We start from the raw sequence: 26489 nt of genomic DNA on the forward strand, positions 1-26489 counted from the left end.
GGTGGCGACGACCGTGGTTTCGTGTGCTCGAGCAGCCCGCCGGCGGGCGGCTCGTGCACGTCAGGCGGTCTTGGCCTCGGCGCGCGCGCGGACGATCTGCTCGGCCAGCTCGGGCACGACCTCCCACGCGACCGCCTCGAGCACCTCGCGGCTGAGCGCGACGATCGCCGCGGCGACCTTGGGATCGAGCCCGGCGGTGGCACCCCCACCCTGCGCGGCCTTGAGGCGCGCGAGCATGCCGGGCGTGGCCTCGGCGGCGGCGGTGAACGGAATCGGAACCGCGATCGGGATCGGCGTGTCCGCGGTCGGACGCGCGGCGGCCGGCGCTGGCGCGGCGGGCTGCAGACGCACGGCGGGCGCGGGCGCCGAGGCCGGGCCGGGTCGAGCGACCGGCGGCGCAGCGGCGACGGGCGACGCGGCCGCCGGTGCGGCGGCTCGCGGCGCTGCCACGGGTGCCGCCGACGGTGCAGGTGCACGGGCCGCGACCGGTGCGGGAGCGGGCGCCGGCGCGGGGGCAGGCGCCGCCGCGACGGGTGACGCCACTGCGGCCGCGGGCACCGTCACCCCGGTGGTCGGCGGGACCGCCTTCGACATGCCCTTGCCGGTCAGCTCCGACACCTTGTCGATCAGCTCCTGCGTCTCGAAGGGCTTGGCGAGGAAGCCGTCGGCGCCGCAGGTCTTGAGCCGCGCCGCGTCCACGCCGCCTTGGTTCGACACCAACACGATCACCGGAATCTTCGCGGTCTCACCGTCGGCCTTCAGCTGCTGGCAGACGTCGTAGCCGCTTGGCTCGCCGGCGGCGAGCGCCGCGTCGACGAGCACGATGTCGGCACCGAGCTGCTTGGCGCGGGCAATGGCTTCGCTGCCCTTGCTCACCGCGGTCACCTCTGCGTCCTCGGCCGCAAAGGTGATCTTGATGGCCAGCCGCATGGTCTTGCTATCGTCGATCGCGAGGATCTTGGTCGGCATCGCGCGCTCCAGGCAGGTCAAAGGCGTACCATGGGGCGTGTGAGCGGGTCAACGAAGCCGGCGGCCGAGAGTTCGCCGCGCACCGAACCCGCCGGTGTCGCCGAAGCGCCCGATGGCGGCAAGTGGGCCACCCGCATCGCCGAGCCGGCACTGCGCCACCACAGCGCCGGGGTCGCGCGAATGTTCGAGCTGTGTGATCGACTGGCCGGCGAGATCGTGCTGCGTCACGCGGTCGGCCGCTGTGTGCTCGATCTGGGCCACGGTGCACCCGACGTCACGCAGTGGGTCCGGCCCCGGGCGGCCAGCCTCGCGGTGGTCGACGCGATCGACCTGGGCCGCGGCGCCACGCCCAAGCTGGGGCTGCGCGATGCCAGCTACGAGTTGGTGTACAGCCTGCGAACCCTCCCCCACCTCGGCCACGACGCCGCGAGCTCCGAGCAGGCGCTGGGGGCGATGCTGGCCGAGATTGCGCGGGTGCTCGTGCCCGGCGGCACCGCGCTGTGCCAGATCGACAACCCACGCAGCCTGTGGGGCGCCTATCACGGCATCCGTCGCGCCGCGAAGATGATCGAGCGCGGGCCGTTGGTGGTCGAATCGGAGCGCGGCGTGACGCGCTTCGACACCGTGCCCGGCGTGGTCCGGGCACTGCCGCCATCGCTGGTGCTGACCGACGTCCACGGCCTGCGGGTGTTCGCCGCAGCGCCGCGGGTGCTGCAGCTGCCCATCGTCGGTCGCGTCGTCGCGCGGCTCGAGTGGTTCGCGCGCGACCGCGCGCCGCTGCGCAGCTTCGGTGCCCACCTGCTGCTGGTGCTGCAGCGCGCGCGCTGACACCTCGGGGCGACCTGGGTTTGCCTCGCCCATGCGCGTGCGCGACACTGCCGGACGAGCCCGCCCACGTGGAATCCGAGCCCCAGCGCGCGCGCATCCTGGTCGTCGACGACGAACGCAGCATGCGCGAGTTCCTGACGATCTGCCTGGGCCGCGCCGGCCACGAGGTCGTCGCGGTGGCAAGCGGCGCGGAGGCCATCGCGGCGATCGACCGCGGCGGATTCGACCTGGTGATCACCGACCTCACGATGCCGGGCATCGGCGGCATGGAGGTGCTGCGTCACGCACAGCGTCGCGACCCTGCGCCGTTGGTGCTCATGATCACCGCGTTCGCCACCGCGGAGACCGCCATCGAGGCGCTCAAGCTCGGCGCCTACGACTACCTGAACAAGCCCTTCAAGGTCGACGAGATCCAGGTCGTCGTGACGCGGGCGCTCGAGCGCGCGCGCCTGGCGGCCGACAACCGGCGGCTGCGCGACCAGCTGCGCGGGGTTGGCTCGCTCGACCGCATGATCGGCCGCAGCAGCGCCATGCAGCGGGTCTTCGAGCTGGTGCGCAAGGTCGCGCCCACGCGGACCAACGTGCTCATCCGCGGCGAGTCGGGCACCGGCAAGGAGCTGGTCGCCCGCGCGCTGCACAACCTCTCCGATCGCGCGACCAAGGCGTTCGTGGCGGTCAACTGCGGTGCGATCCCCGAGACGCTGATGGAGTCGGAGCTGTTCGGGCACGTGAAGGGCTCGTTCACCGGCGCCACCGCGGGGCGCGAGGGCGTGTTCCTGGCCGCGCACGGCGGCACGCTCTTCCTCGACGAGATCGGCGAGCTCTCGCTGGCGATGCAGGTCAAGCTGCTGCGCGCGCTGCAGGAGCGCCGAGTGCGACCGATCGGTGGCGATCGCGAGGTCGAGGTCGACGTTCGCGTGGTGGCTGCGACCAACCGCGATCTCGAGGCTGCGATCGCGGCGGGCGAGTTCCGCAACGACCTCTACTTCCGGCTCGACGTGGTGCAGGTGGTGCTGCCGCCCCTGCGTCACCGTGCCGAGGACATCCCGCTGCTGGTCGAGCGCTTCTTCGAGCGCATCACCCGGGAGCTCGAGCGGCCACTGCGGGGCATCGCCCCCGACGCGATGGACTGGTTCCTCGGCTACGACTACCCCGGCAACGTGCGCGAGCTGGAGAACCTGGTCGAGCGCGCGGTCGCGCTCGAGACCGGTGACTTGCTCACCGCGCACCACCTCCCGGTCCGGCGCGAGCGGGGCATCAGCGGCGACGCTGCGCCGGCGGCCGACTTCGAGGGCACCATCGACCTCGAGCAGGAGGTCGCCGATCTCGAGCGTCGCCTCATCGGCGCCGCGCTGCGCCGCACCGGCGGTGTGCGCAAGGAGGCCGCGAAGCTGCTCGGCATCACCTTTCGTTCGCTACGCTACCGGCTCGAGAAGCTCGGCATCGAAGTCGGTCGCGGCGACGACGAGTGAGCCCGTTCGCGGCCGCATCGGCGTCAGGATGCCGGCGGCGCGGTGACATTTTTCGGCCTCGGGCGCGCCGAGAATTGTCCACGCGGCCGCCCCCTTCTGGGACGTCGCGGTGATCGCGGGACCCGGCCAGGGCCCACGCCAGGGCATTCGAGCGCCCGAGCGCATTGGCACGGTGCGTGCTCTCAGGTCCGCCCGCTTGCCCCGAACCGTCAGAGCCCCGTCGCCGCGTCAGGCCGGCTTCACCCTCATCGAGCTGATGATGGTGGTGGTCGTGCTCGGCGTGCTCGCGGTGGTCGCGATCGGGGCCTACTCCCGCTACATCCGCAACGCACACAAGACCGAGGTCGTCGCGGATCTGTCGAACCTGACGCTGCGCCAGAAGACGCTCTTCGCCAAGAACGGGCACTACGCCAGCTCGACCGACTGCGAGGGCGACGGCTGCACCTACCCGCTGGCGACGGCGATCGCGGTGCAGCGGGCCCCGATCCGCTGGAACACCACCGACGCCGGCTACACCTCGGCGGGCGCCGCCGACGGTGCCTTCTTCCGCGGCGGCGGCGGTGACGTGCACGGCTTCGATGCGCTGCAGTTCATGCCCGAGGGCGGCGACTCGTGGTGCGGCTACGCGACGATCTCCGGCTGGGGATCGACCGCGGGTGGCGACGCCGACACCCCGACCGACCTCGGCAGCGCGCTCATCACCCAAGAGTTCCCGGCCGCGACCGCCGATCAGTTCGCGGCCCGCGATTGGTTCTTCAGCTACGCCCTGTGCGACTTCGACTTCGACGGCGTGTACTGGGCCTTCACGACCACCCACCGCAACGCCGCCATCAACATGTCCACGGACGCCACCGGCGTCTACCAAGAGAACGAGTAGCCGCGGCCACGGCCCGGCGTCATGCAGTCATCCGCAACCGCAGCGTGCCCGCTGCACCCGCCTCGAAGCATCCAAGAAAGGACCTACCCACCATGTTCCTCGACATCCAGCGCCTGAAGAAGCAGAGGGGCTTCACCCTCATCGAGATCATGATCGTCGTCGCGATCCTCGGCATCCTCGCCGCCATCGCGATTCCGGCACTCACCAAGTACATGCGCCGCAGCAAGACCAGCGAGGCGCGCGTGCAGCTGTCGAAGATGTTCGACGCGGCCTCGGCGTTCTTCAACGAAGAGCACGTCGAGCGTGGCCAGGTGCAGGTCATCGGCGCCGGCGGAGCCATCTCGGACATGGCGCCCCACCGCTGCCCCCACCCGCAGGACTCGCCGGTCGGTGGCGAAGCGACCATCACGCCGGCCATCACGCTCGACTGCAACACCGGCCCCGGCGGCCGCTGCGTGCCGTCGGTCGGCAGCCCCGGCACCGGCTACTACGAAATGTCGGACTGGAACAACAACGCGGTGTGGAACGGCCTGAACTTCCAGATGGAGCAGGCGCACTACTTCCACTACAACTTCATCGCGGTCAACGACAACACCGGCTTCGGCACCTGTCAGTTCACCGCGCAGGCCTTCGGTGACCTCGACGGCGACGTCGCGGTGTACTCGACCTACGAGCGCTCCGGCGCCGCCGACCAGCAGGGTGTCAACGGCGCGGCCGGCCTCTACATCGACCAAGAGGTCGAGTGATCCAACGGCGGTGACGGTGCCCTCGGCACCGTCGCGCCGCCCTGGTCGCTCACCTGGTGGCTCACCCGGTTGCGCATGACGGCGGCGGTCCCCTCGCGAAGGGGGCCGCCGTTTTTCGTTGGTTGTCCCGCGGCCGCGATACCATGACCGCCGCAGGCCCCCTTGCGGAACTGGATCGCAGCGCTCGTCGTCGCCGTGGCTGGGAGTGCGAGCCACTTTGCCCACGAGCGCGTGCTCGCCCGTCAGCAGGCCGCGCCGCCCGAGCTCGACGTGCTGTACGTGCCGCCGGCCGCCCAGCTGGTGCCGATGGCGGTCGGCTACCGTGAAGCCCTGGCCGATCTGATCTGGGTGCGCGCGCTCATCTACTCCGGCGAGAACCTCGGCCGCTCGCAGGTCGACGCGACCTTCCGCTACGTCGACGCCATCAGCGGGCTCGCCCCGCGCTTTCGCCGGCCGTACGTGTGGGGCGGCATCACGGCGGTCTACTCCGGTCAGTCCGAGATCGACCGCGCGATGGTCGACGGCGCCATCGCGATCTATCGGCGGGGGCTGGCGCAGTTCCCCGAGAGCCACGAGCTCCTGTATCCCCTCGGCATGTTGCTGCTGACGCAGGTGCCGTCGACACCGGGCTACGACCCCAACGAGCGCGCGGCACTGCGGGCCGAGGGCATCGACTGCATCCGCCGTGCGGCGGCGTTCGGTGCCGACCCGCTGGTGCGACAGTACGCGGCCTCGCTGGTGTCCGAGCACGGCGAGCGCGACCTCGCGGTCGCGTTCCTCGAGCGGCAGCTCGCCCAGGCCGAAGACGAGGATCACCGCCGGATGCTGCGTAGCAAGCTCTCGCAGCTCGGCGGCGCGCAGGCGGCAGAGCGCGTGCTGGCGGTGCGCCGCGCGTTCGTGCAAGAGCACCGCGAGCGCGCGCCCTACCTCGACGACGGGCTGTGGGCGGTCGTGCGCGACGAGCAACGCCACATCGCCGAGCCCTGACCGGCGTCCCCACGCCACCGACGCGGCGCGACGGCGGTGCCCGCGGTCAGCCGCCGCGCACGCGGTGGGTCTGCCCGTCGACCGCCTGCACGCTCTCGGAGTACTCGCGGTCGGGCCACTTCCACTTCACCTTGTGGACGCCCGGCGTGACCTTGAGGCCGCCGACCGGCGTGTTGCCGACCAGCTTGCCGTCGACGAACACCTGCGCCGAGACCACGCCGGCGTTGGTACCGATGACCAACGTCGAGGTCTTCGCCGCCGTCGGTGCGGTCGGCGTCTCGCGGGGCTTGGGCGGCTTCGAGGTCGGCGGCTTGGGCCGCGCGGTCGGTGGCTTGCTCGGCGTCGCCGGCACCGGCGTCCCACTGCCGGGGTCCGCGACCGGCGTACCCGGGTCGGCGACCGGCGGCGGCGTGACCACGGCGACCGCGGTGTCGCGCGCGAGCGCGACCTTGATCTTCTGCGAAGGCTCGCCCGTGAACTCGAGGTCACGTCGCTCGCTGAGGTAGCCCTTCGCGATCGCCTCGATCTGGTAGGTCGCGGCGCCGTCGCGCAGGATCTTGTACTGCGCGCCGCTCTGCCCCATCACGTAGGCCTTGCCGCCGACGATGAGGCTCATCGTGGCGCCCGGCGGGTCGACCTCGAGCAGCAGCGTCACGTCGCGGTGCTGCAGCGAGACCGGCAGGCTGAGCCCACCCGCGCCGAGGTCCACCTGGCGCTCGAATGGGAGGAAGCCGTCGCGGCTGACCTTCACGGTGTGGGCGCCCGCGGTCAGGTCCGACACCACGAACGGCGAGGTGCCGTCGATGACCTTGCCGTCGACCTCGAGCTTGGCGTCCGACGGCGTGGTCTGGATCGTCATGCCCGAGCGGGCCGCGGCGATGGTCGTCACCGGTGCATCCGGGCTGGTGCCGGCGGTGGCGGTGCTCGCCCCGGCGGCGGCGGAGCTCGACGTGCGGTACTTGGAGTAGAGGTACACGCCGCCGAAGCCGGCGCCGATCAACGCCACCGCACCGAGGGCGATGCCGACGAACAGGCCCGCGCTGCTCTTGCGCGGCATGTCGTCGTCGAAGCCTTGCGGCGGCATCGGCCGCATCGCCGTGGGCGGCGGAGCGAACTGCGGCATGTGCTGGGTGCCGGTCGGACCCATGCCCTGCTGCTGCATCGGCGGTGGCATCTGCATCGCCGGCATCGGCATGGTCGCGGTCGATGGCGCGAACGCCATCGGCTGACCCGGCGCCTGCGGGAACGGATTGTGGGTCGGCGGCGGGACCATCTGCGGCGCCGCGCCCATCGGCATCGTCGGTGCCGACACCGGCATCGGGGCCATGGTGCGCCCCGGCATCGGCCCGATTGGCGCGGCCGAAGGCACCACCGTGACGCTCGGGCTGGCCAGCGTCGGCGGCTCCGACAGATCGATGTCGATCGCCGCATCGAGCTCACCACCGACCTGGCCCGGTCGATCGTTCTCGCGCGGCGGCATCGGCATGCCGTCGGGCAGCGGTGGTGCGGCCGGATCGTTGTCGCCGAACAGCCGGGTCTCGAGCTCCTCGTCGTCCCAGTCGAAGTCGCCCGAGGGGGCCGCCGCGGTCGCGGCGTAGCTCTGCGTGGCCTTGTTCGGCCGCGGTGCGCCGTTGGGCCGCGGCTTGGGCGGCGTCATCGGCACCGTCGGCGGATCGCCACCGTCACGGGCAGCCTGCGGCGGCGGCACGGCGGGGGCCGGCGCGGCACCGCCGGGGGCTGCGACCGCGGCGGGTGCCGGGCGTGGCCTCGGCTTCGGCGGCCCACCACCACCGGGCGGCGGCGGGAGGTTCGGCCGCGCGGTGGTCATGACCATCGTCTTGCGCTTGACCGCCTTGCGCGGACGACCGTCCTCGTCGGCGGCCTCGACCGTCGGCGTGGGGCCGGTGGCGCCGGGCGGACGTGGGGGCGCTGCCGGGGTGCCACCACGCGGTGGTGGTGGCGGCGACGGGGTCGCGCCGGGCGGCGGCGGCGGCCCTTTGCGGCCACCGGCGGGCGGCGGCGGCGGCGGGGTCGCGCCGGCGCTCGGGCCCATCATCATCGTCTTGCGGCGGCCACCCGACTCGACCGGCGGAGGCGTGGGCGCAGCCGCCTTCTCCTTCTCGAGCTCGATCTCGCGGGCGTACTGCTGGCGCATCCACGCCGCGAGGTCCTTGCGGCTGTAGAAGAGGCCCTGCGCGAACATGAAGGCCTGGAGCTCGTCGTGCAGCTCGATCGCCGACTGGTAGCGCTGCTCCGGCTCGCGCGCGAGCGCCTTGTAGATGATGTTCTCGAGCGGCTTGGGGATCTCGGGGTTGAGCGAGCTCGGTCGCGGCACATCGACCGCGCGAACCTTCTCGAGGGTCGCGAAGTCGGTCTCGGCCTGGAACAGCCGGTTGCCCGTGAGCACCTCGAACAACACCACGCCGACCGAGAACACGTCGCTGCGGCGATCGAGCGGCATGCCGCGCACCTGCTCGGGCGACATGTAGCCGAACTTGCCCTTGAGGATGCCCGCCTGCGTCCGCGAGGCCCGACCGGCGGCCTTGGCCACGCCGAAGTCGATGAGCTTCACCTCGCCCTCGAACGAGACCAGGATGTTCGGCGGGCTCACATCGCGGTGCACGATGTTGAGCTCGCGGTTGTACTTGTCCTTCTTGTTGTGCGCGTAGTCGAGGCCCTCGCAGATCTTCATGATGACGTAGCAGGCCTGCGCGACCGGCATGGGTCGCGCTTGCTGCTGGCACTTCTGGAAGATGGCGCGGAGGTCTCGCCCGTTGATGTATTCGAGCGCGATGTAAAAGCTGTCTTGCTCGTTACCGAGGTTGTAGATCTGCGCGATGTTGCCGTGGTTCAGCTGGACGGCGATCTTCGCCTCGTCCTTGAACATCGCGATGAACTCGTCATCCTCCGCGACGTGCGGGAGGATGCGCTTCACGGCCACGGTGCGTTCGAAGCCTTCGACGCCGTACTCCTTGGCCTTGTAGACCTCCGCCATGCCGCCGACGCTGATGCGTTCGAGCAGCAGGTACGGACCGAACTGCGTGGGGACGTTCAACGCCGGACTCCAAGGGGCTTGCGCGCGATGACCCCACGGAGCGCGCACCCCGCGTGAGTCGGGCGACAGTATAGCGGGATTTGCCCGCCGATGGCTCGAATGACGTCGACGCGCGAGGCCGGTCGCACGGTCTCGAGCGCACGCGCGGTCGCGTCGCGCGGCCGCGGGCGAGCCCGCGCCCTGCGGGGCCACCTCGGCCGGGTGCTGCGCCGACGGGCGCCCCCACGAGCGCCTTTGCGCCGGGTCACGTGCGAGCGCGGGCCGCATGCAAGCACAGGCCACGTGCGGCCGATGCTAGGCTTCAAGCCGCCCCGTCGCCGAACCGGGGGCGCGAGGAGACCGGGACGATGCCGACCAACGAAGACGATCCCCTGCGCATTCCCAGTGTCGCGCGCGCCGAGCCCACGGGCGCGGCCGAGGGCGCAGAGGCGGTCGAAGCCACGCTCGCGGCGGGATCGGTCGAAGCCGCCCAGGCCACCGCGGTGGAGCAGGTGACGGCGGGGCTGGCCGCGGGCGCCCTGGATGTCGACGCGGCGACCTCGATGCTGGTCGCAGACGCGGTCACCACGGCGCTGGGGCCGGGCGCCGATCCAGCGCTCGCCGCAGAGATCCGCGCCGAGGTGGCGGCGCTGGTGGCCGAGGATCCCACGCTCGCGAGCCTGCTTCGCGCCTAGCCGCGGGCCCCGGCGAGCGCCGTCGGGGCGCGTTTGTCCGCGCGTCGCGTCAGGACGGCTCGGCGGCCGGCATCGCGTCGCGCCGCTTCGCCTTGGGCTCGAGCAGCCGACGCAGCGCGGCGCCGAGATCGACCCCCGCGAGATCGAAGCGGCGCAGCGCGTCGGCCAGGATGTTGACCCGCTCGGGCGCGCGGAGCCGGCGGTCGACGATGATGCGGTACTCACCGCGCAGCTTCACGAGGCCGCCGGTGCCTTGCACGAGGCCCGCCATCGGTTCGTAGCAGACCTTCACGCGCAGCTGTTCCGCGACGCGTTCCAATTCCTGCAGCTGTTGCTCCGCGCTCATCCACCGCGTCGCTTCGACGCCTGCGCAATGTGTCCCATGCCGACCGCACCGCGCAAGTTCGAAGCGAGGGCCAATGGTGGGCTCGCGGCACGAATTCAGCGCCGCGGAGCGAGGTTCGAAGATCGCACCCCGCAGATCCCGGGATCGCGATCGTTCACTCGCCGGGCGCAGCCTGTGGCGACGCGAGCGGCACCGTGAAGTGCATGATCGTGCCGCCACCCTCGCCGCTGCAGGCCCACGCCTCGCCGCCGTGGGCGCGGACGAGGTTGCGCACGATCGACAACCCGAGCCCGGCACCGCCATGGCGACGCGTGGGCCCCGAGTCGACCTGGTAGAAGGCCTCGAACACCCGCGAGAGCTGATCCGGGGCGATCCCGACGCCGCGGTCCACCACGCTCAGTCGCACCGCGTCGTGGGCCTCCTCGCCGAAGAGCGTCTCCTCCTCGAACGGGCGCCGAATCGGCGCGGTCGCGGCCCGCACGACCACCGTGGTGCCGCGCGGCGAGAACTTGATGGCGTTGCCCAGCAGGTTCACCAGCACGCGATGGAGCTTCTCGGCATCGACCAGCACCGCGGGCAGCGGCGGCAGCTCGGCGCGCACCTGCACCTCGGCGGCGGAGGCCGGCAGCGTGACCGCTTCGATGGCCTTGCCGACCAGCTCGGCGACGGCGTGGGGCCGCAGCGCCAGGCGCACGGCGCCGGCCTCGAGCTGCGACATCTCGAGCACGTGGGTGATGAGCGCGAGCAGCTCCTCGCCGCGGCTCAGGATCGTGCGGACGTAGTCGGTCTGCTCGGCATTGAGCTCGCCCGCGATGCCCTCGAGCAGCATCTTGGAGAAGCTGATCACCGACGTCAACGGCGTGCGCAGCTCGTGGGAGACCGTGGCGAGGAAATTGCCCTTGAGCTCGTCGAGCTGGCGCAGGTGCTCGACGGCCCGCTGCAGCTCCGCGTTCTGCTGCGCCATCGCCCGCCACGCGCTCGCGCTGGTCTGCAGGTGGAGCTCGGAGGTCACCCACGCCGCGTACGCCGACTGCAGGATCTGCCCCACCGCGGTGAGGATCGCCGGCTGCAGGCCGTCGTCGTGCTGGGCGTGGGCGCGACGCACGAGCACCAGCGCGCCCACGCGGTCGCTGCCGGCGAACAGCGGGCTCACCTCGCACACGTGGTCACCGACGCCGAAGCGCGGCGGACCGGCGCGACGCAGCGCGGCCGCAGCCTCGGGCGGCAGCTGCTCCCAGCTCGCCGCGACGCCTGCTTCGTCGCCGACCTTGGCGTGGACCTGGCCGGCGGCGTCGAACACCGCCAGCGCCTCGACGCCGTGGATGCGCCACGGCGCCAGGCAGCGGGCCAGCAGGGCGGCATCGATCAGCTCGCCCAGCGGCGGCGCACGATCGGTGGCGGCCACCGGCGACTCGCTCATGTGCCACCTGGTCGCAGCAGGCCCGCGACCTGGGCCATGAACTCGTCACATGTCACGCCGAAGCGGCGCTCGAGCTCGAAGCGGCGCTCGAGCTTCTGCCACGTCGAGGCCGCGAGGCCGGTGAAGGTCTCGGCGACCCCCTGCCCCTCGATCGCGATCGCGCTGTAGACGGGTTCGCTGCCCTTGGCGGCGATGCGCCGCACATCCTCGTCGCTGCGGATGCCCGGCAGATCACGCTTGTTGAACTGGATCACGACCGCGACGTCGTCGAAGCCGATGCCGTTGTCGGCGAGGTTGTTGCGCAGGTCGGCGAAACTCTCGTTGTTCGCGCGGGTCTCGCTGATGCGACTGTCGGCCACGAAGACCACGCCGTCGGCGCCCTGCAGCACGATGCGACGGGTCGCGGCGTGGAACACCTGCCCCGGCACGGTGAACAGCTTGAGCTTGATCGACATGCCGGCGGCGGTCGCCATCGTCAGCGGCAAGAGGTCGAAGAACAGCGTGCGGTCGTCGCGGGTGTTGAGCGTCATCAAACCGGTGCCGGTGTGATCGCCCATCATCGCGTGCAGCTGCTGAAGGTTCGTGGTCTTGCCGCTGAGCGCAGGCCCGTAGTAGACGAGCTTGAGCGTCACCTCGCGGTGCTGGATGTCGATGAAGACCATCGAACGTGCTTCGCCCGTGCGAGTCTAGCAGGACCGCGCCCAGGGGCGCGTCTTCAGCTGCGCTCGCGCGTCGGGGTCGCACGCTCGGCGCTGCGTCGCGGCAGCGCGCCAGTGTCATTGCAGGCCTCCTCGAGGGCCGCCAGCGCAGCGCGGACTCGCTCGCCCGCTGCACCCGAGGGCACCGCCGGCGTCTCGACGGTCACCAACACCAGCTGATCGCCCCGCCGCGAGCTCTTGCCGCCGGCGGCCGTGGGCACGCCCTTGCCCCGCAGCCGCAGCTTGGTGCCGCTCTTGATGCCCGCGGGGACCTCGAGCCACGCGTCGCCGTCGACCGTCGGCACCGACAGCCGCGTGCCCAGAGCGGCCTCGGCGATGCTGATGGTGGCATCGCAGCGAAGGTCGTCACCATCGCGGACCAGCCGCGGGTGCGGACGCACGTTGACGGTGATGCGCAGGTCGCCGGGCTCGCCGCCGAAGCGGCCCGGCTCGCCGAGCCCGGTGAGCACGCGCTCGGTGCCAGCCGCGGTGCCCGGTGGCAGCTTCACGTCGAACGCGCGGGCCTGTCGGCGCGAGCCGCTGCCGCGACAGTCGCTGCAGGGATCGATCTGGACCATTCCGGTGCCATCACAGCGGCCACAGCGGGTGCGCCGCGCAAACAAGCCCTCACCCTTCACCTCGCCGCGGCCGCCGCAGTTCGGACAGGTCTGCGCAGGCCGACCGCCGGCCTTGGTGCCGCTGCCGCTGCAGGTCGTGCACACGCCCGGGGCCTCGAAGCCGATCGCCTGCGTGGTGCCGAGCACCGCCTCCGCGAGGTCCACGCTCAGGGTGTAGCGGAGGTCGCGACCCTTGCGTCGCTGCGCGCGACGGTTGCCGAACACATCGCCGAACACGTTGCCGAGCAGGTCGCGTGCGCTCTGGCCGTCGAAGCCCTTGCTGAGATCGAGCTGACCGAAGCGGCGCTGTGCGTCGTACTTGGCGCGCAGCGCCGGGTCCGACAGGGTGTCGTAGGCGGCGTTGATCTGCCGGTAGCGATCCTCCGCGAGCGGATCACCGGCGTGGCGATCGGGGTGGAACTCCAGCGTGAGGCGACGAAACGCCTTCTTGATGTCGTCGGCGTTGGCCGTCGCATCGACTCCGAGCACTGCGTAGTAATCGGGTTCGGCCACGCAGTCCCTCGCGGATCACTCCGAGCCGGAGCCGGAGCCCGCCAGCATCGCCTCGTAGATCATGTGCGACGAGTTCTCGAGCGCGGCCAGTGCGTCGCGTAGCGCCACCGCCGAGGCGCTCCCGGCCAGCAGTGCCTCGAGGCGCGCGGTGTCGTTCTCGATGTCGTGCCGATCGACGTCGCGCAGCGCGTGGCCGTAGGCCTCGAGCGAGCGCTTGCAGGTGTAGATGAGGGTCTCGGCCCGATTGCGCAGGTCGGCGAGGTCGCGCTTGGCAACGTCGTCGGCGCGCTTGACCTCGGCCTCGCGCGCGATGTTCAGCAGCTGCTCCTCGGTGAGGCCCGACGATGGCGTCACGCGGACCTTGGACTCGCGGTTGGTGCCGAGGTCCTTGGCCGACACGCCGAGGATGCCGTCGGCGTCGATGTCGAAGGTCACTTGGATCTGCGGCACGCCGCGCGGCGCCGGCGGGATGTCGGCCAGCTGGAAGCGCGCCAGGCTCTGGTTGTCGTCGGCCATCTCGCGCAGGCCCTGCAGCACGTGCACGTTGACGATGGGCTGGTTGTCGACCGTGGTGCTGAAGACCTCGGACTTGCGGGTCGGGATGGTGGTGTTCTTCGGGATCAGCACCGAGAACACCCCGCCCTGGGTCTCGACGCCGATGTTGAGCGGCACGACGTCGAGCAGCAGCACGCCCTCGACCGAGCCCTCGAGCACCGCGCCCTGGATCGCGGCCCCGGCCGCGACCACCTCGTCGGGGTTGACGCCCTTGTTGGGGTCGCGCCCGAAGAACTCCTTCACCCGCGCCTGCACCATGGGCATGCGGGTCTGGCCACCGACCAGCAGCACGTCGTCGATTTCGCCGACCGCGAGGCCGGCGTCGGCCAGCACCTGCCGGCACGGCTCGAGCGTGCGCTCGACCAGGGTCTTGGTCAGCTCCTCGAGCGCTCGCCGCGAGAGCGTGCACTGCAGGTGCAGCGGCGCGCCGCCCTTGGCGGCGAGGAACGGCAGATTGATCTCGGTCTCGAGCGAGAAGCTGAGCTCCTGCTTGGCCTTCTCCGCGGCTTCCTTGAGCCGCTGGGTCGCGAGCTTCTCGGTGCGCAGGTCGATGCCGTTGGCGGCCAGGAACTGCTGCGCGCACCAGTTGACGATGACGTTGTCGAAGTCCTCGCCGCCCAGGAAGGTGTCGCCGGCGGTGGCCAGCACCTCGAACACGCCGCCGCGCAGCTCGAGCAGCGAGATGTCGAAGGTGCCGCCGCCGAGGTCGTAGACCGCGACGATGCGATTGTCGCTGCGGCGATGCAGGCCGTAGGCGAGCGTCGCCGCGGTGGGCTCGTTGATGATGCGCTCGACCTCGAGCCCGGCGATGCGACCGGCGTCCTTGGTGGCCTGCCGCTGCGCGTCGTTGAAGTACGCCGGCACCGTGACGATGGCCCGCGTGACCGGCTCGCCGAGGAACGCCTCGGCCGATTCCTTCATCTTCGCGAGCACGGCGGCGCCGACCTCGGCGGGCGAGTGATCGCGGCCCCACACGTTGACCCACGCGTCGTCGTTGGCGGACGCGACGATCTTGTACGGGATGAGTTTGATGAGCTCCTGCAGCGCGGGCTCGGCGAACTTGCGCCCGATCAGACGCTTGGCCGCGAACACCGTGTTGGTCGGGTTGGTGATCGCCTGACGCTTGGCGATCTGACCGACCATGCGCTCGCCGTCCTCGGTGAACGCGACCACGCTGGGGGTCGTGCGGCTGCCCTCGGCATTGGGGATGATCTTGACCTCATCGCCGTCCATGACGGCCACGCAGGAGTTGGTGGTGCCGAGGTCGATGCCGACGATCCGCGACTTGCCGCCCATCTGCGTCAGGCCTCCGAGTCCGTCGTCCCCGCCGGCGGTGCGCCGGTCGAGCCCGGGCCGGCGATCACCACCCGTGCGGGTCGCAGCAGCCGCTCGCCCATGCGATAGCCGCGCTCGAACTCCCGCACGACCACGCCCGGTGCGTGATCGGGCGAGTCGACCTGCTGCAGCGCGTCGTGGACCGCGGGATCGAACGCGACCCCGACCGAGATCACCGGCTCGATGTTGTGCTTGCGCAGCGCGCCCATGAACTCGTCGCGGACCATCTGGATCCCACGCACGAGCTGGTCGATGCTGGCGCCGGGGCCGGCGGCCTCGAGCGCGCGCTCGAGGTTGTCCATCGTCGGCAGGAACGACGGCAGCAGCTTCTGCACCGCCTGCACCTGCGCGTCGTCGACCTCGCGGCGCACACGCTTCTTGTAGTTCTCGAGGTCGGCGACCGCGCGCAGCCAGCGGTCCTTGGTCGCCTGCAGCTCGGTCTCGAGCTCGACCACCGCGGCCGCGAGCCCGGTCGCGGTGTCGGCCGCGGGGTCGTCGTTGTCGGCATCGCCCTCCATCGCGGTCACCGCTGCCTCGGCCTCGGCCATGGCGCGGTTGATCTCGTCGTTGAGGTCGTCCGGAGAGGATGGGTCCTTAGGGTTCGTCATCGCTTCCTCGTGCGGGGCCCAAACGAAGCCCTCGCGCCACCGCCAGGAGAAGTCGCCGAGGACGCGATGCGTCAGGGCCGAACCGCCAGCGCTCTGGCGGCGTATTCTATCAGAGGAATCACCGCGGCGTAGTCCATCCGGTCGGGCCCGATCACCGCGACCGCACCCAAGCGGCCGGTCGGTGGCGCGGACGACTCGACGTCGACCTCGTGGCCATGCGGCGTGGCGAGTCGTGCCCCCACCAGCGCCAGTCGCAGGCCCGAATCGTCGCGATCGGGATCGGCGCTCGGATCGAACAGCGTCGCGCCACCGAGCCGCACCGCGGCGTGGGGCTGCCCCGGGGACGCCGAGGCCGGCAACAGCTGCCACAGGATGTCGGCCAGCCGACGCTCGTCCTCGAGCCGCGCGAGCACCTCGGCGAGCCGCTCGCGCATGGCGGCCGCGCCCGGCGGCACCCCGCCCCCACTGCCGGCGATCGCGAAATCGATCGCGAGGTTCGCGTGACCGGCAACCGACAGCCACAGCGGATCCAGCCCGGCACCCGCGCACACCGACAGGCCCACGCGCACGACCTCCGCGAGGCGTCGGTCGACATGGGAGCGCAGCTCGTGTTGCAGCCGCGTGAGTTCGTCGTGGGCCTGCTCGAGCGCGCGACCGATGCACAGCGCGCGCAGGCGCGTCTGCAGCTCGAGCGCCTCGTCGGCGAGCGACTCGACGGTGGCGTGGCCGTCGAGCCCGACCGGCTGCACGATGCTGGCACCGTCGTCGAAGCCGACCACCGCGAGCGCGCGGGCGCTCGACAGCGGCACCAGCTCGAGCGCGCTCACGCGGCGCGAGCCCGGGTCGGCGATGAATGTGATCGCGACGCAGCCGCCGAGCTCGGCCAGCACCCGAACCGCTGCGCGCACGCCCTGCTCGACGCTGCCGGCCGGGCGCAGCGATCGATCGACCACGCGGGCATGGCTCGAGCGGGGCTCGGCCTCGCGCGGCATCGACAGCACGTAGTACTCGAGGCCGCCACGGGTCGGCCGACAGCCGGCCGAGCGATGCATGCGCTCGACCAGACCGATGCGCTCGAGCGCGGCGAGCTCGTTGCGGATCGTCGCCGACGACCACCCGCAGTCCCGCGACAGCGCCTGACTGCCGACGTCTTCGCCCCCGAGCAGGTACTCGCGGCATACCGCGCGCAGCAGCTCGGTCTGTCGCGGCGTGAGACGTTCGCCGTCCACGTCCGCGATGATAGCAGGCAAGCCCCAGCCCGTCGGGCCCGTGGATCGAGCGACGCTCGGGTCCGCGGCGGTTTGGGGGCGGGCCGGTCCGCGCGGGCCACGGCCCGCGGGGCGGACGCCAGCGGGCGCAAAACTCACGGCTGCCGCCACCCGCGTAACCGGGGCGCTATGCTGTTGCGTCGCCCCGCCATGCACTGCGAACGCTGCCGCACCGACGTCGACGCGCAGTACGAGCACCCGCGCCTGCGGCGGCTCGCGCGGTACTACCTGTTGATCCCGATCCCGTTCGTGCCGCTGTTCCCCATCATCGGCTCGGACTACGTCGTGATGCTGCCGCTGATGATGGCGTACATGTTGGGCATCGGGCCCGTGCTCACGCTGGTGCGGGAGAAGCCGATCTGCCCGGTCTGCGGCGCGCACGTGGTGACCGCGACCCCGACGTGATCCGAGCCGTCTGGGTCGGGGCCGCCGCCGCACGTCACAACAGATCGACGGCGATGCGGTCGTGCTGCAGCCATCGCGCCGCCGCGACCCGCAGGCCCCTGCCATCGCGCACGAGATCGCCCCGCGCGAGCGCGAGCTCGATCGCGCCGTCGCAGGCGGCGGCGTCGGGCCAGCGCCGGCGCCAGGCGGCCTCGTCGAAGCCGTCGAGTCGGCGCAGCCCCAGCCACAGCGCCTCGCGGGCGGTCGCGGCCGGCGACAGCGACTCGCAGCTCGGCGGCGCACCGCTCGACCACGCCGCCAGCGTGCGCGCATTGGTGCGGCGATGGACCGCACCGTCGCGATCGTAGCGGGCCGACGCCGCCGAGGGACCGAGGCCGACGTAGTCGATCGCGCGCCAGTAGCTGGCGTTGTGCTGCGCGTGCTGCCCGGGCCGTGCGTAGCTGGCGACCTCGTAGTGCCGTAGCCCGGCCCCGACCAGCGCGGCCTCGCAGGCCAGCAGCGCGTCGGCCTGCGCGTCGTCGTCGGGCAGCACCCGCAGACCGCGGCGCACGAGCTTGGTCCACGGCACCTCGGCCGGGATGTCGAGCGCGTAGATCGACACGTGGCCGACCCCGAGCGCGACCGTGGTCTCGAGGTCGCGGGCCAACGCGTCGGCCGACTGCCCGGGGTAGCCGACGATCAGATCGATGCTCACGCGCAGGTCGGCAGCGATCGCCGCCGCCACGGCGTGCCGCGCTGCCGCGGCATCGTGGACGCGACCGAGCTGTGCGAGCGCCCCGGGCTCGAAGCTCTGCACGCCGAGCGAGACCCGATCGACGCCGAGCGAACGCAGGCCGTCGACGAGCGCGTCGTCGACGTGCTCGGGGTTGAGCTCGACGGTGAACTCGTCGAGTGCACGCCACGGCGTCGCGGCGCGCACGCGGCCCACGACGGCCGCGAGCCCCTCGCGCCCCACCAGGCTCGGTGTGCCACCGCCGAGGTAGACCGTGCGCGGCGGCGTGGTCGGCAGCCGGTCGGCGCGCGCATCGAGCTCGCGCTGGAGGCCATCGACGAACGAGCGCCAGTCGGGGCGCCGTCCGACCACGAAGTCGAAGTCGCAGTACGGGCAGTGCCGCGCGCAGAACGGCACGTGCACGTACAGGCCCCAGCCTCGGTCCTCGTCGAGGCTCGGTTCGCGCCGCGCGTCGCCGTCCGCCGGCGCGGCGGTCATTCCGGGACGAGCTCGCCGAAGGCTTCGCCGTGGGGCAGATCGTCGAACAGCCGCGGCGCGCCGCCCTCGACGCGCTGCGCCGCCACCCCGCGCCACCACCACGCCGGCAACGAGTCCATGTCGATGCCGTGCCCGCGCAGCAGGCTGGTCTGCTCCTCGATGGTCTCGACCATCGAGGGGTGGAACGGCTGGCCGCGGCCGCGCAGCTGCGCCCCGAGCCAGATCGAGCTGCGCAGCGGCGTGGTTTCCTCGGTCTCCTCCACGACCGTCGCCATCGCGCGGCGCACGACGGTGAGATCGGGGAACTCGAAGATGCGGGCCTGGACCGACAGCTCGCGACCGCACAGCAACGACAGCCGCGCCGCGTACTGGCTCACCAGCTGCGACTGCAGCGCGACCGCGGCGCCGGCCCGCGCCGACAGCTCGCGCCGCACCAGCACCATGGTCTGCTCGGCGTTGGCGTAGACGAAGTCACCGACGCCACCGCGCATCAGGCCGAGGCCCGCCCGCAGGTTCGCCCGCGCCAGCTCGGGGTCGAGCCACGCCGACGCGGTCGCGCGCGCCTCGAGCAACTCGGTCAGCGCCTGCGAGCTCGGACCCAGCGCCACGACGACGCGAAAGCCGGGCATCGCGGCGTAGTCGCCGAAGACCTGGAAGGCGCCGATCCGTGACCACGCGGGTAGACTCCACGCGCCGGGGTTGTGGCTGCCGTTCTTCATTCGAACTGCGCCGACCCTTGTACCACTACTCGCGCGTCACTTGGTGGTGAACAGGGCATAGGCGACGTAGCCCAGTCCCGACACGGCCAGGAGGCCGAGGATCCACACCCAGCTGCCGCCGCGCTTGGACTCGTCACTCACCACCGAGTGTCCGAAGGTGCGCCCACTGGCGGCATCGGGTGCGATTGCGGCCAACGGTCCGGTGGTCGCCACCGGGTGCCGTCCCGAGCCCGGGGTCGGGTTGCGCGCGGGCCGGACCACGGGCCGCGAGCCGGTGCCCGGGCGTCGGCGCGAACGATCGCCCTCCGGTGCCTGCACCGCGCGGTGGACCCCCGACCGGGTCGGGTCAGCGCCCTCGCGCGCGTCCTCGCTCGCGCCCGTGGGCTTGGGCGGACGCGCCGGCGGCGATGCGGTCGGCGGCGGCACGTCGCGCGCCACCGGGTGCGGTGCCGATTCGTCGAAGCGGGCCTGGCTGACCAGTGCCTCGATGTTGCCGATCGTCATCGGCCGCTTGCGTGGCTGGGGATTGCCGGCCTCGACCGTGCGGGCCCACTCGGGCACGTCGTCGTCGCCGGCCTCCGGCACGGCATCGAAGGCGGCGAAGTCGAGTGCCTGATCGAGGTCGCTGTACTCGTCGTCGTAGTCGACGTTGGCGGGTGCGCCCTCGCCGAACAGCTCCGACATCACGGCGCTCAATCGCCGCGGTGTCCACGACAGCCCCGCCTCGGTGAGGAAGGCCTCGAGGTCGCGGAAGAAGTGATCGCAGTTCTGGTAGCGATCGGCGGGATCGACCTCGAGCGCCCGCATGATGATCGCCTCGAGCGCGGGCGGGAACTTCGGATCGACGAAGGTCGGTGCCGGGATGTCGCCCTCGAGCACGCGGCGCGTGACCTCTTCGCGGGCGCCGCGGAAGAGTCGACGGCCGAGGCATAGCTCGTAGAGCACGACCCCGAGCGGGAAGATGTCGGCGCGCTGATCGATGGGGTGGCCGAGCAGCTGCTCGGGCGCCATGTACGACAGCTTGCCGGCGACCTGTCCCTTCTTGGCGACCGCCGACGCGCGGGTGGCAGCGATGCCGAAGTCGAGGATCTTGCACACGCCGTCGTAGCCGACGTGGATGTTGGTGGGGTTGATGTCGCGGTGGACCAGGCCGAGCGGCGTGCCGTCCTCGGTGGTGCGGCTGTGCACGTAGTGCAGCCCCTCGCACGACTGCATGATGATGCCGATCGACAGCTCCAGCGGGATGCCGCGCCCGGCCGCCGCCGCGCGGCGCATCACGTTGACGAGCTCCTCGCCCTTGAGCAGCTCCATCGCGATGAAGTACTCGCCGCCGAGCTCGCCGAGGTCGTAGGTGTGGACGACGTTGTTGTGGGTCAGCGTCGCCGCGACCCGGGCCTCGTCGAGGAACATGCCCACGACCTCGGGCCGCGCCGCGAACTCCTGCCGCAGCGTCTTGACCACGAGCTCCTTCGCGAAGCCCTCGATGCCGGCATACTGCGCGCGATAGATCTCGGCCATGCCGCCGGTCGCGATGTGCTCGACCAGGACGTACTTGTCACCGAAGGGCGTGGGCTCGATGTTGCTCAACGTCGCATCCTTAGCCTATCGGATCGGCCGACGCGAGGCCATCCTCGCGAACGGGGTGCTCACCACTCTCGCTCCGCGCGGAGCGCCCGGCCCATGAGGGCATCGACCGCATCGCGCACTGCGAGTCCGCCGTAGAGGATGGCGTGCATGGTCGCGACGAGCGGCATCTCGACCTGCTCGCGCGCGGCCAGTCGGTGGGCCGACAGCGTGTTCTTCACGCCCTCGGCGACCATGCCCATCTCGGTGAGGATCTCGTCGAGCGTGCGACCCTGCCCCAGCGCGATGCCGACACGGCGGTTGCGAGAGAGTCCGCCGGTGCAGGTCAACACCAGATCTCCCATGCCTGCGAGGCCCGACAACGTGGCCGGGTGGGCACCGAGCTTGGTCGCCAGGCGGCTGATCTCCGCGAGCCCGCGGGTGATGAGGCCCGCGCGCGCGTTCTGTCCGAGACCCGCACCGTCGCCGATGCCCGCGGCCAACGCGATGACGTTCTTGAGCACGCCACCGAGCTCGACGCCGACGACATCGTCGGTGACGTAGGCCCGGATGCCGTCACCCGAGAGCATGCGCTGCACGGCCAGGCGCACGTCCTCGGAGTGGGCCGCGACCACCACCGTGGTCGGCAGCCCGGCAGCGACCTCGGCCGCGAAGCTGGGCCCGCCCAGTGCCGCGACGCGCTCGCGATGCACCGGCGGGAGCTCGTCATGCAGCACCTCGTGCATGCTCGCGAGCGAGTCGACCTCGATGCCCTTGGCGGCGATCAAATAGTAGGGCGGCGGATCACCGACCACCGTCGCGAGCGCTCGGATCGCGTCGCGCATCGCATGGGAAGGGATCGCGCACACCACCAGCTCGGCGCCCGCGACGGCGTCGCGCATCGACGCGGTCGCGTGCAGCGACGCGGGGAACGGAGCATCGGGCAGGTAGCGCGTGTTCCTGCGTTGGTCCTGCATCTGCTCGACGTGCTCGGCCGAGCGCGCCCACAGCTGCGTGTCGTAGCCGCGACGCGCGAGGTGGATCGCCAGCGCAGTGCCCCAGCTGCCCGCGCCGAGCACGGCCACGCGCCCCTTCGACCCCTGCCCGCCCGCGTCGCCTGCCGCCGCCATCGTGGGCGCGTTTTTACAACGGCACCGGGCCCCGCGTCCGCAGCCTCCGCGGGCCGACCGCCGCGCCGGGGACCCACCGGCCCGGGGGTCGCCGGCCGAGGGCAGGAATGGCGGCTTTCCGAGGTCCGCCAGTTGCGCGCACGCCGGAATTCACCGTAGGGTGATCGCGCCATGCGCAGATTCCCCCTGCCTCGACCTGCCGCGTTCCACCCCTCCCTCCTCGCGCCAGCCCTGTGGGCGTGGTCGGCGATGGTCGCCGTCGGCGGCTGCGGCTCGAAGGTCGATGCGGGCGAGACCAACGCCGAGTACGGCGACGGCGACGGCGACGGCGGCAGCTCGAGCGGCAGCAGCGGTGGAGGCGGCAGCGCGAGCAACTCGGGCACCGGCAGCAGTGCGTCGACCACGGTGGGGACGAGCGCGGGCACCTCGATGTCGACCACCGACGACACCGCCGCGGACACGATGAGCTTCATCGGCCAGCCCGACGACGGCAACGTCGAGGCGATGTGCGATCCGGGCCTGCAGGACTGCCCCAAGGGCCAGAAGTGCACCTCGTTCGTGTCGACACCGGGCGGTCGCACGGTCGACTCGACGCACTGCGTCGATGTCTCGGGTGACCACGTCTTCGGCGAGGAGTGCACCCGCGTCGAGGGTGACGACGACTGCGCGGCAGGCTTCTTCTGCATGACCGACGTCAGCGGCCACACCGGCATGGGCATCTGCCTCGAGTTCTGCGTGGTGAACCAGCCCTGCGAGAACGGCGGCGAGTGTTTCCCGTTCAACGACGGCGCGCTGCCGTTGTGCGAGGTCACCTGCGATCCGCTCGTGCAGGACTGCACGCCGGGCCAGGGCTGCTACGCGGCGTTCAACAACTTCGTGTGCGCGGTACCCGGTGCACCCGACGGCATGGGCGGCGATGGCGATCCCTGCGCGACGATCCAGGGCTGCAGCCCCGGCCTCATCTGTCGCACCGGCACCAACGGCTGCGTGAGCGACAGCGGCTGTTGCACGCCGGTGTGCGACCTCGCCGACGACCAATGCACCGATCCCGCCGAGGACTGCATCCAGGCGCTCGACGACCCGCCGCCGAACCTTCAAGGCGTCGGGTACTGCGGCGTCCCAGCCTGATCGCCGTCGACCCGCCACCCGCTTGGACGGCCGCGGCCACCGCGGCCACCCCCAACCGAAACGCGCGCGGGCCCGCCCCGCCCCCGCGGGCTTCGAGCGGCCCCGCGGGCTTCGAGCGGCCCCGCGGGCTTCGAGCGGGCCTTGCCCGGCAACCCGCCGCCGCCCGCCCGCGAGCGTGCGTCCGATCGCACGGGCCACGCAGAAGGTGATACCGTGTCGGGCGAACGTGGCCGCCGACAGCCGTGACGACAGCACACTGCTCTCGGCCTGGCGCGAGGGCGATGCCCACGCCGGCAACGAGCTGCTGCGACGGCACTTCGTGGCGGTGTACCGCTTCTTCTCGGCCAACCTCTCGCAGGCCGGACGCGACGTCGACCCCGAGGATCTGACGCAGCGCACCTTCGAGGCCTGCATCACGCGCCGCGACGCGGTGCAGACCGACTTCCGCGCGTACGTCTTCGGGGTTGCGCGGCGCCTGCTCTACCTCGAGTGGAAGCGCCGCAAGGGCGTCGGCGACGTGGTCTCGCCGTCGGTCGCCGACATCCGCGACGTGCGGACTTCACCGTCGGTGGCGGTCGCGCGACTCGACGAGCAGAAGCTGTTCCTCAAGGCGCTCGAGGTGCTGCCCGCGGAGTTCCGAGCGGTGCTCGAGCGCTTCTACTGGGAGGACCGGCCGATCGCCGAGATCGCCGACGAGCTCGGCGTGGCGCTCGGGACCGTGAAGAGCCGGCTGTTCCGCGGCAAGGCGATGCTGCGCGACTCGTTGCTCAACAGCAAGGCCCCGCCCGCGCTGCTGCAATCGGCGGTGCTGCGCCTCGATGCCCGGGTCATCGAGGGCGAGCCCGACGGCGGCTGATCGCCGGCCATGAACGAGCGGCGGCCCCGTGCTCGCGCGCGATCGCGAGGCGCTGCCGGCGGGGCGTCGTCGTCCGTCGCGAGCGTGCGGCGGACGACGAGCACACCGCGGGCCGTCAGCCGTTGGCGGGGATGGTCAGCACCGTGCCGTCGGCGAGCTGGGCCACCAGCGCGACGTTGCCGTCGGCGTCGTTGTTCGCGTACACGTTGACCTGGCCACCCGCCAGCGGCGTGGTGTCGACCGTGAACGTGACGTCGGGGGTCGCGTCGTCGTCGACGTCGACGCCGATCTCGAGCGGACCGGCCGGGACGTCGGGCAGCGTCGCCGAGACGCCGAAGTCGACGTTCTCGAGCAGCGCGACCGGGGTTCCGGTGATTTCCCAGATGTCGACCTGGCCGACCGCGGGTGCAGCGTGGATGACCGTGATGCGGACGTTGGCGGCGTCGATGCCCTCGGCGTCGTCGACCAGCGCGATCGCCTGCAGTCCCGGCGCGCCATCGGTCATCGCGAGGTCACCGATCGCGACCGCCGTGTACGAGACGCCGGCGTCGAGCGTGAGCGCGGGCATCAGCACCGCCTCCGACGCGGGGCTGCCCGACACCGAGACCTCGAAGGTGTAGTCGCCGCCCGGCACGCTGGCGTAGTCGGTGCTGTTGCGGAACTCCAGCCCCTCGAAGACCGGGCCTTCGCCGTTCGCGAACACGTCGACCGCAGGCGCGCCGACGCCCAGGTGCATGACGCGGACCGCCGCCGGCTCGCCGCCGGTGCTCGAGTCGGCCATCGTCGTCGACATGGTGTCGTCGGTCGTGCCGGTGTCGGTCGTCGCCGTGTCGGTCGCGGTCGTCGTGTCCGTCGCCGTGGTCGAGGCGGTCGTCGTGCTCGCGGTGGTGCTGTTGGTCTCCGACGAGCCGCCCGTACTCGAGGAGTCGTCGGCGACCGTGGCGCCGTCGCCGTCGTCACCGCCACAGGCGGGCGCGAGCAGGGTCAACGAGATCAGCAGATGCAGTCGAGTGTCCTTCATGGTTCATGCTTCCCGTCCGGCCTGGAAAGAACCGAACGCGGAGTGTTTGAAGCAGGTCGCCAAACTTGCCACCGCGTCACGGCGGATTTCCCCTCGACGCCGTCACTCGCCGTCGCGCAGCGGGCGGCGACAGCGGCGGATGGGCGCGAGCGCACGGCGGGTCGGAGAGCGGCGTCGCGACGCGTCCGCTACCACATGCAGACGGAGATCGAGGTCGTCTGTCCGGGGATCGACGTGCACGACATGCCGCCCGGGCAGGTGCCGTAGTCGAGGCCGTCGTACTCGCACAGCAGCACGCAGTTGGTCGGATCGACCGCCATCGCGTCCGACAGCGCGCACACCGGCAACGCGTCGCCGCCGGGGCCCGCGGGACAATCGGCGTCGACGGTACACTGCGGCGAACAGAAGGCGTCGTTGGCCGGCAGGTCGGTCAGCTCGATGCAGTCGCTGCCATCGACGCAGGTCGCGGCCGCGCAGTCCTCGTACTCGCCGACCTCGGGCGGCGGATCGCCACCGGTCATCGATGCGCCGGTCATCGACGCGTCGGTCATCGATGCGCTCGCGTCGCTACTGCTGGCCGCGCCGCCGCTGCTGGTATCGGCCGCGCCGCCAGAGCTCGACGCCGTCGCATCGCCGGTGGTGGTGGCCGCCGCCGTCGAGGCCTCGTCACCGCTGGCCTCGGCGGCGCCACTCGAGCTCGAGCCGCCGTCGCTGTCACCGGCGGTCGCGGTCGCGGTGGTCGAGACCGGACCGGGTCCGCTGGCGGAGAAGCCGAAGCCGCCGTTGTCGAGGCTGCCCTGCGCGCACGCGGTCCACAGGCACAGCGGCGCGAGCAGCTGCAGCGATCGGGGCGAGCGGACGGCGGACATCACAACAGCAAGAGCTTGGGCCACGGACGCGGCGGCGGTCAACCTCGCCGTCGCGCGTCGTCGCAGGTGGCCGGGTGCGCCGCCGGAGTGCTCAGTGGTCGTGGTCGTGATCGTGCCCGTGGTGGTGCGAACCATCGTGCACGTGCCCGTGGGTCAGCTCCTCCGCGGTGGCGTCGCGGACCTCGAGGACCTCGACGTCGAAGTGCAGCGTCTCGCCGGCCAGCGGGTGATCCATGTCGACCAGGACCTCGTCGCCGGCGACGCCGACCACGCGCAGCGGCATGTGATCACCGTCGTCGTCCTCGACCATGAAGGTCATGCCGGGCGCGACTTCCATGCCCGCGAACGCGCTCTTGGGGATCGCCTTGGGGCCACCGGGGGTCTTCTCGCCGTAGCCATCGGCGGGCGCGACCTTGGCCTGCAGCTTGTCGCCGACCTTGCGGCCCTCGAGCTGACGCTCGAGGCCCGGCACGATGTTGTCGGCGCCGTGCAGGTACGCCAGCGGATCGCCGCCGTCGGAGCTGTCGAGCACCTCGCCGGCATCGTTGCGCAAGGTGTAGTGGATCGTGACGACTTTGTTGGCGGTGATCATGGCGAAAGCGGCGGCCACACTAGCAGCC

The 26489-nt window shown here is 71.7% G+C and carries 25 protein-coding genes; 9 read left to right on the forward strand and 16 right to left on the reverse strand.

The features are described 5' to 3' along the window. Positions 1-60: 60 nt before the first annotated feature. On the reverse strand, positions 61-969 hold the full coding sequence (locus IPH07_07195; protein ID MBK6917168.1) for a response regulator: 909 nt from the start codon (positions 967-969) through the stop codon (positions 61-63). A 39-nt stretch (positions 970-1008) separates the two neighbouring features. On the opposite strand from IPH07_07195, the gene IPH07_07200 reads away from it, so the two are divergent. The 5 genes from IPH07_07200 (at position 1009) to IPH07_07220 (ending at position 5879) form a co-directional block, all read left to right on the forward strand. Next, entirely contained in the window at positions 1009-1797 is a 789-nt protein-coding gene (locus IPH07_07200; GenBank protein MBK6917169.1) for a class I SAM-dependent methyltransferase, read from the forward strand. A 122-nt stretch (positions 1798-1919) separates the two neighbouring features. After that, on the forward strand, positions 1920-3269 hold the full coding sequence (locus IPH07_07205) for a sigma-54-dependent Fis family transcriptional regulator (GenBank protein ID MBK6917170.1): 1350 nt from the start codon (positions 1920-1922) through the stop codon (positions 3267-3269). A gap of 196 nt (positions 3270-3465) precedes the next feature. After that, positions 3466-4146 carry a prepilin-type N-terminal cleavage/methylation domain-containing protein gene (locus IPH07_07210; protein MBK6917171.1) on the forward strand — a complete coding sequence of 227 codons (681 nt, stop codon included), beginning with the start codon at positions 3466-3468 and terminating at the stop codon, positions 4144-4146. 113 nt (positions 4147-4259) lie between these two features. After that, positions 4260-4892, forward strand: coding sequence for a prepilin-type N-terminal cleavage/methylation domain-containing protein (locus tag IPH07_07215; GenBank protein ID MBK6917172.1), 633 nt, complete (start codon positions 4260-4262; stop codon positions 4890-4892). A 195-nt stretch (positions 4893-5087) separates the two neighbouring features. Further along, positions 5088-5879: a hypothetical protein gene (locus IPH07_07220; protein MBK6917173.1), complete on the forward strand. Its 792-nt coding sequence runs from the start codon at positions 5088-5090 to the stop codon at positions 5877-5879. Positions 5880-5925: 46 nt separating this feature from the next. On the opposite strand, the gene IPH07_07225 is transcribed toward IPH07_07220, so the two are convergent. Then, positions 5926-9201, reverse strand: coding sequence for a protein kinase (locus IPH07_07225; protein ID MBK6917174.1), 3276 nt, complete (start codon positions 9199-9201; stop codon positions 5926-5928). Between the two features lie 80 nt (positions 9202-9281). Between IPH07_07225 and IPH07_07230 the strand changes: the two genes are divergently transcribed. Next, positions 9282-9608, forward strand: coding sequence for a hypothetical protein (locus tag IPH07_07230; GenBank protein ID MBK6917175.1), 327 nt, complete (start codon positions 9282-9284; stop codon positions 9606-9608). Between the two features lie 49 nt (positions 9609-9657). Here the strand turns inward: IPH07_07230 and IPH07_07235 are convergent, their stop codons facing one another. From IPH07_07235 to IPH07_07265, 7 genes are all read right to left on the reverse strand, one after another. Then, positions 9658-9954, reverse strand: coding sequence for a hypothetical protein (locus tag IPH07_07235; GenBank protein ID MBK6917176.1), 297 nt, complete (start codon positions 9952-9954; stop codon positions 9658-9660). Positions 9955-10108: 154 nt separating this feature from the next. Continuing rightward, positions 10109-11374 (reverse strand): HAMP domain-containing histidine kinase, encoded by a 1266-nt coding sequence (locus tag IPH07_07240; GenBank protein MBK6917177.1) that lies wholly within the window; start codon positions 11372-11374, stop codon positions 10109-10111. Further along, a complete protein-coding gene (locus IPH07_07245; protein ID MBK6917178.1) occupies positions 11371-12036 on the reverse strand; it encodes a GTPase domain-containing protein in 666 nt (221 codons plus the stop codon). The genes IPH07_07240 and IPH07_07245 overlap by 4 nt, the downstream gene beginning before the upstream one ends. Positions 12037-12089: 53 nt before the next feature. After that, the gene (locus IPH07_07250; GenBank protein MBK6917179.1) at positions 12090-13202 is read right to left on the reverse strand and encodes a J domain-containing protein; all 1113 of its coding nucleotides are present in this window, start codon (positions 13200-13202) and stop codon (positions 12090-12092) included. 15 nt (positions 13203-13217) lie between these two features. Next, on the reverse strand, positions 13218-15053 hold the full coding sequence (gene dnaK, locus IPH07_07255) for a molecular chaperone DnaK (GenBank protein MBK6917180.1): 1836 nt from the start codon (positions 15051-15053) through the stop codon (positions 13218-13220). A 5-nt stretch (positions 15054-15058) separates the two neighbouring features. Further along, on the reverse strand, positions 15059-15700 hold the full coding sequence (gene grpE / locus IPH07_07260) for a nucleotide exchange factor GrpE (GenBank protein ID MBK6917181.1): 642 nt from the start codon (positions 15698-15700) through the stop codon (positions 15059-15061). A gap of 71 nt (positions 15701-15771) precedes the next feature. After that, on the reverse strand, positions 15772-16929 hold the full coding sequence (locus IPH07_07265) for a hypothetical protein (protein ID MBK6917182.1): 1158 nt from the start codon (positions 16927-16929) through the stop codon (positions 15772-15774). A 189-nt stretch (positions 16930-17118) separates the two neighbouring features. Between IPH07_07265 and IPH07_07270 the strand changes: the two genes are divergently transcribed. After that, entirely contained in the window at positions 17119-17373 is a 255-nt protein-coding gene (locus tag IPH07_07270) for a hypothetical protein (GenBank protein ID MBK6917183.1), read from the forward strand. Between the two features lie 34 nt (positions 17374-17407). On the opposite strand, the gene IPH07_07275 is transcribed toward IPH07_07270, so the two are convergent. From IPH07_07275 to IPH07_07290, 4 genes are read right to left on the reverse strand one after another with little or no spacing between them, the layout of a single operon-like run. Continuing rightward, complete coding sequence (locus IPH07_07275) at positions 17408-18583, reverse strand: coproporphyrinogen III oxidase family protein (GenBank protein MBK6917184.1); 1176 nt, start codon at positions 18581-18583, stop codon at positions 17408-17410. Further along, a complete protein-coding gene (locus IPH07_07280; protein ID MBK6917185.1) occupies positions 18580-19302 on the reverse strand; it encodes a hypothetical protein in 723 nt (240 codons plus the stop codon). The genes IPH07_07275 and IPH07_07280 overlap by 4 nt, the downstream gene beginning before the upstream one ends. Positions 19303-19338: 36 nt before the next feature. Next, complete coding sequence (locus tag IPH07_07285) at positions 19339-20889, reverse strand: protein kinase (GenBank protein MBK6917186.1); 1551 nt, start codon at positions 20887-20889, stop codon at positions 19339-19341. Positions 20890-20948: 59 nt separating this feature from the next. Continuing rightward, positions 20949-21995: an NAD(P)-dependent glycerol-3-phosphate dehydrogenase gene (locus tag IPH07_07290; GenBank protein ID MBK6917187.1), complete on the reverse strand. Its 1047-nt coding sequence runs from the start codon at positions 21993-21995 to the stop codon at positions 20949-20951. Between the two features lie 171 nt (positions 21996-22166). On the opposite strand from IPH07_07290, the gene IPH07_07295 reads away from it, so the two are divergent. Both IPH07_07295 and IPH07_07300 read left to right on the forward strand, forming a co-directional pair. Further along, positions 22167-23123, forward strand: coding sequence for a hypothetical protein (locus IPH07_07295; protein ID MBK6917188.1), 957 nt, complete (start codon positions 22167-22169; stop codon positions 23121-23123). Positions 23124-23349: 226 nt separating this feature from the next. Beyond that, entirely contained in the window at positions 23350-23979 is a 630-nt protein-coding gene (locus IPH07_07300) for a sigma-70 family RNA polymerase sigma factor (GenBank protein MBK6917189.1), read from the forward strand. A gap of 115 nt (positions 23980-24094) precedes the next feature. Here the strand turns inward: IPH07_07300 and IPH07_07305 are convergent, their stop codons facing one another. From IPH07_07305 to IPH07_07315, 3 genes are all read right to left on the reverse strand, one after another. Next, complete coding sequence (locus tag IPH07_07305) at positions 24095-25000, reverse strand: DUF4397 domain-containing protein (protein MBK6917190.1); 906 nt, start codon at positions 24998-25000, stop codon at positions 24095-24097. A 188-nt stretch (positions 25001-25188) separates the two neighbouring features. Then, complete coding sequence (locus IPH07_07310; protein MBK6917191.1) at positions 25189-25869, reverse strand: hypothetical protein; 681 nt, start codon at positions 25867-25869, stop codon at positions 25189-25191. Positions 25870-25960: 91 nt separating this feature from the next. Further along, entirely contained in the window at positions 25961-26461 is a 501-nt protein-coding gene (locus IPH07_07315) for a peptidylprolyl isomerase (protein MBK6917192.1), read from the reverse strand. Positions 26462-26489 lie beyond the last annotated feature (28 nt).

This window comes from Deltaproteobacteria bacterium (genome assembly GCA_016709225.1).
Taxonomy (GTDB): domain Bacteria; phylum Myxococcota_A; class Polyangia; order Nannocystales; family Nannocystaceae; genus Xiheibacterium; species Xiheibacterium phototrophicum.

Bases quoted from the DNA above. Each gene is read 5' to 3' on its own strand.
- IPH07_07235 (MBK6917176.1), bottom strand. From the start codon at position 9,954: ATGAGCGCGGAGCAACAGCTGCAGGAATTGGAACGCGTCGCGGAACAG.
- dnaK (MBK6917180.1), bottom strand. From the start codon at position 15,053: ATGGGCGGCAAGTCGCGGATCGTCGGCATCGACCTCGGCACCACCAAC.
- IPH07_07310 (MBK6917191.1), bottom strand. From the start codon at position 25,869: ATGTCCGCCGTCCGCTCGCCCCGATCGCTGCAGCTGCTCGCGCCGCTG.
- IPH07_07240 (MBK6917177.1), bottom strand. From the start codon at position 11,374: ATGAGCGAGTCGCCGGTGGCCGCCACCGATCGTGCGCCGCCGCTGGGC.
- IPH07_07275 (MBK6917184.1), bottom strand. From the start codon at position 18,583: ATGACCGCCGCGCCGGCGGACGGCGACGCGCGGCGCGAACCGAGCCTC.
- grpE (MBK6917181.1), bottom strand. From the start codon at position 15,700: ATGACGAACCCTAAGGACCCATCCTCTCCGGACGACCTCAACGACGAG.
- IPH07_07205 (MBK6917170.1), top strand. From the start codon at position 1,920: ATGCGCGAGTTCCTGACGATCTGCCTGGGCCGCGCCGGCCACGAGGTC.
- IPH07_07245 (MBK6917178.1), bottom strand. From the start codon at position 12,036: ATGGTCTTCATCGACATCCAGCACCGCGAGGTGACGCTCAAGCTCGTC.
- IPH07_07290 (MBK6917187.1), bottom strand. From the start codon at position 21,995: ATGGCGGCGGCAGGCGACGCGGGCGGGCAGGGGTCGAAGGGGCGCGTG.
- IPH07_07315 (MBK6917192.1), bottom strand. From the start codon at position 26,461: ATGATCACCGCCAACAAAGTCGTCACGATCCACTACACCTTGCGCAAC.
- IPH07_07305 (MBK6917190.1), bottom strand. From the start codon at position 25,000: ATGAAGGACACTCGACTGCATCTGCTGATCTCGTTGACCCTGCTCGCG.
- IPH07_07195 (MBK6917168.1), bottom strand. From the start codon at position 969: ATGCCGACCAAGATCCTCGCGATCGACGATAGCAAGACCATGCGGCTG.
- IPH07_07270 (MBK6917183.1), top strand. From the start codon at position 17,119: ATGCACTGCGAACGCTGCCGCACCGACGTCGACGCGCAGTACGAGCAC.
- IPH07_07280 (MBK6917185.1), bottom strand. From the start codon at position 19,302: ATGAAGAACGGCAGCCACAACCCCGGCGCGTGGAGTCTACCCGCGTGG.
- IPH07_07230 (MBK6917175.1), top strand. From the start codon at position 9,282: ATGCCGACCAACGAAGACGATCCCCTGCGCATTCCCAGTGTCGCGCGC.
- IPH07_07295 (MBK6917188.1), top strand. From the start codon at position 22,167: ATGCGCAGATTCCCCCTGCCTCGACCTGCCGCGTTCCACCCCTCCCTC.
- IPH07_07225 (MBK6917174.1), bottom strand. From the start codon at position 9,201: ATGCGGCCCGCGCTCGCACGTGACCCGGCGCAAAGGCGCTCGTGGGGG.